Below are 3,195 nucleotides of genomic sequence, written 5' to 3'. Positions count from 1 at the left end.
ACTATAAAGAATATATAAAAAATATTATTCATAGTAATTCTTAAATAAAGTTTCTTTTGTACTATTTAGTGTATTGATAATCCGCTCCATACTCTCTTATACCTTAAATTTTAACAACATTTTATTCAGCTTCTGGGCGAGATCAGCATGAGTCTGAGCAGTAAATGCTACTTGTTCTATTGCTTTTGTAGTTTCATCTACACTGGACTTTATTGATTCTACATGACCCGAAGACTGCTGTGATGTATTTGCCATGCTTTGAACAGCTTCACTTACCTGATTCACAGTTGCCGCAAGTTCTTCTGACATGGATGCCATTTCATCGGACATTTTGCTTAAAAACTCTGCATCCTCGTAATATTTGCTTCCCAATTCCTCGAAGTTTTCAAATCTGCTGCTTACATTTTCATTTACAAATTTTAGCATATCTTTACTATACTGTGCAAGGTTTCTAAAAGCTTCTTGAACCTTTACTATAGTATCTTGAATTCCAACTACAGCTTTTGAAGACTGCTCTGCCAATTTTCCAACTTCATCTGCCACCACTGCAAATCCTTTTCCCTGTTCTCCTGCTCTGGCTGATTCTATAGAAGCATTCAGTGCAAGAAGATTAGTCTGTTCAGCTATACTTGCAATAGTGTCTGCCATAACTTTTATATTTTCTACCACTTTTCCATCCTCTATAGCTTTAATAACATTATTTGCTTTACTTTCATATAATTCATGTGATTCTTCCACAGCATCTTTTCCTTCTTTTCTTGCAGTCGAAGCTCTCTTCTTAAATTCATTTGCATTATTACTTCCTTCCAATGCTTTTTGAGAAAGTTCATTTATACTCGAATTCACTTCCTCCACAGAAGCTGTTATCTCTTCTGCAGCTGCACTGTTTCCTTCAATACCAGTTGCCACACCGGTGATGGAGTTATCTACATCCTCAGCCTTTGCAGATAACTCTTCAGCTACAGCAGAAAGCTCCTGACTTGAACTACTCATATGCTGGGAATTTTCTTCAATTTCTTTTATAAAATTTCTCAGATTTCCCTGAGCTTTTTCCATAGCTCTAAATGCCTTTCCAAATTCATCATTTCTATCAATTTTATAATCACGGGTTAAATCAAATTTGGATAGGCTTTCTGCAAGATTTACCATTTTTACTATGGATTCATTTATGTCCCTGGGTATAAAAAGCTGAAATATCACTGCAAATACAATTCCAACTATAATCAATAGAGTAGTAACAACACCCTTATAGGAAAATGACAGTATCCCTACGACACCTATAGCAGCAATTATTATAACCATAATTCCAAAACATAATGATAGCTTTGTTTTCATTCTCACATTTTCTAAAAATTTCATATTAATTCTCCTTATTATATGATTCACTAATATTATCCCAAATCTCATATGAATTTTTCAAGTTCTTAATTAACTTTTCAGAATCTACTGGTCTGCTAAATATATATCCCTGCATTTTATTACACTTAATGCTTTTTAAAAATTTTAACTGTTCATATGTTTCTACCCCCTCTGCTATCACTTCAATATTCAAATCTCCCGCCAAATTTACAATGCTTTTTAAAATCATCTTACTTTTCTCACAGTTTTGTATATTACAAATAAAGGATTTATCTATTTTAATACCATCAATTGGCAAATCCTTTAAATAGTTTAACGAAGAATATTTCGTTCCAAAATCATCTATAAATATTTTTATTCCCATATCTTTTATTTTAGAAAGTACACTCAACATTTTTTCAGATAGATCAATTAATATTCTCTCAGTAATTTCAAAGCAGATATAATTTGCTTTTATTCCAGTATTCTTTAAGACAAAATCTACAAAATCCAAAAATGAATCTTCCTCAAGCTGCTTCTTTGATATATTTACAGACATGTAGATTTTTTCATATCCTAAATCATTGCATCTTTTAGCCTGTACAAAAGCTTCATATAGCACAAATTTGCCTATTTCATTTATCATTCCATTCTGTTCCACAATATCTATAAAATAAGAAGGAAATTTTATAGTTCCATTATAATTCCACCTTATCAATGCTTCTAATCCGTAGATTTCCATTTTGTCAATATCAACTTGAGGCTGATAATACAAAATAAATTCTTTATTAACTATGGCTTTTACAAGATCATTTTCAATTTTCACTCTATCCATAATCTCAACATTCATCTTTTCCTCATAAAACTCATATTGATTTTTCCCAAGTTTTTTAGCCTTCATAAGAGCCATATCTGAATTTCTCATCATTTTATCGCCATTTATCACACCATCAGTATAAAAAGAAATACCAATATTCAATGCTACGAATACTTTTTCCCCATCAATCTCCATCATTTTATTAAATAGGCTCAAAAAATATTCTGCTTTTAATCTTGCTTTTTCAACATCTCCACAGCTGTAATCTATAATAGCAAATTTGCTATCCTCTACTTTACATAGTATTTCATTATTTAAATTATTCTTAAATATATCTGATACTTTTTTTAATAGAGCTTCTTCAAAATCTTGCCTGTATACATCCTTTATTTTTTCAAAATTATATATGCAGATATAAAACAATACTAGGTTCCTTTTGCTCTTTAAGCTTGCATCATTGAAAAACTTATTCAATTTAACGGTCATAAACAATTTATTGGGAATATTGGTTGTAATATCATAATATGCCAGATACCTTATCTCAGACTCATATATCTTTTTATCAGTAATATCTGAAATATAATTTATCATCAATGTCTGCCCTTTACTATAGTCAAAAATTTTACCTTTATGAAGCATCCATTTTATTTTTCCCGACTTGGTTTTAATTTTATATTCACATTCAAAATAGTCAGCCTTTTTATGTACACTCTCTTTCAAAGCATTCATAAATTTTCCTAGATCTTCTGAACAAATAATTTTTTTTAGTTGTCCAAAAAAATTAATCTCTTCAGAAACAACATATCCTGTCATACTTTCCCATAACTTAGGAACTGCGAATTTGTTACTGCTCATATCCCATTTTACTATAATTCCATTGATATTATCCAATATGAAATTTCTCTGTTCTTCTATTGACAATTGATTCACCTACTCATGTAAAATTATTATATGAAATATTCCAATTAAGGTAATTACAGTAAAAGGAATAGGCAAATAAAACTTATATATTTTGTTATATAGTAAATACTAATATACGT

Annotated in this window: 2 protein-coding genes; both read right to left on the bottom strand. The window is 30.1% G+C overall.

The window, feature by feature from the left end; translation table 11 throughout:
* Positions 1–96 precede the first annotated feature (96 nt).
* On the bottom strand, positions 97–1,359 hold the full coding sequence (locus tag J5G60_RS17500) for a methyl-accepting chemotaxis protein (protein ID WP_190972266.1): 1,263 nt from the start codon (positions 1,357–1,359) through the stop codon (positions 97–99).
* A 1-nt stretch (position 1,360) separates the two neighbouring features.
* Positions 1,361–3,076 (bottom strand): bifunctional diguanylate cyclase/phosphodiesterase, encoded by a 1,716-nt coding sequence (locus J5G60_RS17495; protein WP_150358822.1) that lies wholly within the window; start codon positions 3,074–3,076, stop codon positions 1,361–1,363.
* Positions 3,077–3,195 lie beyond the last annotated feature (119 nt).

Origin of the sequence: Clostridium sp. HV4-5-A1G, from assembly GCF_900184915.1 — a bacterium.
GTDB lineage: Bacteria > Bacillota > Clostridia > Clostridiales > Clostridiaceae > Clostridium_B > Clostridium_B aromativorans.
This window is presented reverse-complemented; position numbering and strand designations above follow the sequence as displayed.

What these genes read in the sequence shown, in the direction of transcription:
- J5G60_RS17500 (WP_190972266.1), bottom strand. Translation starts at nt 1,359, where the DNA reads ATGAAATTTTTAGAAAATGTGAGAATGAAAACAAAGCTATCATTATGT.